The organism is Acinetobacter sp. CWB-B33 (assembly GCF_039655955.1).
GTDB classification, from domain to species: Bacteria; Pseudomonadota; Gammaproteobacteria; order Pseudomonadales; family Moraxellaceae; genus Acinetobacter; species Acinetobacter bouvetii.
Window position 1 is genome coordinate 1 of record NZ_JAGFEU010000013.1, and the last position, 1,807, is coordinate 1,807.

Annotated in this window: 2 protein-coding genes; both read right to left on the minus strand. The window is 44.5% G+C overall.

Going from position 1 to position 1,807, the window contains the following annotated elements; all coding sequences use genetic code 11:
* Nucleotides 1-1,124: P22 phage major capsid protein family protein (locus JZ784_RS17400; protein WP_346315776.1), on the minus strand; the 1,124-nt coding region annotated here is incomplete at its 3' end.
* A 14-nt stretch (nt 1,125-1,138) separates the two neighbouring features.
* On the minus strand, nt 1,139-1,807 hold a 669-nt coding region (locus JZ784_RS17405; protein ID WP_346315777.1), incomplete at its 5' end, for a DUF6651 domain-containing protein.

Genomic DNA, 1,807 nt, shown 5'->3' on the forward strand with positions numbered 1-1,807 from the left:
AACCCAATATGACGTGATGCTATCGCCTTCACGCCCCATGCAAGGCTGACTTCGTATACGACTTGTTTGTATTGACGATACACGGCGATTTCAAAAGCGAGCCCAGTAACTGGATCAACAATTTGTGTACGATCATCTGCACTATCACCACCATCAGGTAATGCTGGTGCACGAGTAGCAAGAGCAATAGCTGAGCGAGAAAACACAACGTTAGGTACATATGTACCGCCAAGCGTGATAGATGCATTGTCTTCAGGCGGAAGCAATAACCCACCATTTAAGGTAAGGTTTGAACCTACCAAACCGCCAGATACATATTTCGTAGTATCCCCAGCGACAGTGAGCACATCACCTTTCAAAACAGAGCCTGTACCGCCATCCACAACAATTGACTTATCGCCAATATTTGGACTGCCATTAACCAAATACCCAGCACCATCACCTTTAAGATGAACACCCACTGCATGAGAGTGACGGATAGCAAAGCTCATGATTCGGTCTGTCATGCCATTTCGAAGCATATCTTCACGGCCAGCTTCGTTTACTTTAAATAGCCCTGACTGCTTACCACGTAAATTGCCAATTGCGGAATGGCCTAAAACCATTTGCAGGTCATTTCGAGGTGCACCATTTCTTTCCAGAATACCCAATGTGCCGGCAAAATCAGTCATATCTGCTGCAATTCCAAATGGCGTTTGGCCTGCAGTACCATAAGCGATAGAAGCATTTTTATAAGCTTCCATCCAGCAATCGGCTTCAACTTCGTTTACAAGTGTGCGCATGGCTTGTGCAAAACGATCTGTTTGAATCTGTCCAAATGTTCCAGCATTTTGAAGTGAACGGGTCTCTTCACCATTCCAACGAATGGGAACATTTCGAGATTTAGTGATCTTTGCAACTACATGGCTCACTTCGCCATCACCTGCATCAGGAGCATTGGCACTTGGTTTTGTATCTTGCGCTTCAGCCACAGTCGTCACTGGGATTTTCACATCATCACCCACAGCCGCGCGTTCAATACCTGTATCACGTGTCACAGCGGGGATAAAACCCGTAATTTCACGAGATACGATATCCAATGCGGCGTAAAGCGTCGGTAATAAACCATTTAAATTATTAGCCATTTTCTAATCTCCAATTAATTATCTGAAAGTTGACCGCCATCTTTCATAAAAGATGCTTTTTCTGCGGGATTTAGTTGTTCAAAACTTTGACGTGACATTGACTTCCCGCCGCCATTTCCACCGTTATTATTCTGGTAACCTCCGCCACCAGCTTGACTGCCCTTCATGATTGAATCTTTGTGCTGATATCCTCCAACTAGGATTTCCAAAGCTTCATCAAAACCTGCTTCATCACCATGATTCGTACGGGAATAAATCTTTTGCCCTTTATCGTCGTATGCGACTGGCTTACCATTTTCGACTTTGAAATATTTGCCAAACATGGCTTGGACCATATCAGCGGGAACAGCCAGCTTTTCATTTGCAAATTGTGATCGTGAAAAGCCACCGCCAATCAATTCGCCATGTAATTGCTGCTGATAGGTATCTCGCTCTTGAGAAATCTGGCCTAGTTGTGCTTCGTAGCTCTGCTTAACAGATTCAATGGCTTCAGTCCGTACACGCTCAGCTTCGCCAGAATCAATGAGCTTTTTGGCATCCAGATTAATCATTGTTTCTAATGCTGAGCGCGCCTTTCCAGCATCCAAACCATCAAATGCCTTTAAACTTGCCTCTGCGGCTTCTTTGGCTTCAAGATGAGATTTAGCTTCCGAATTTAAGGAGCTGATCTTTTGTACAGCATG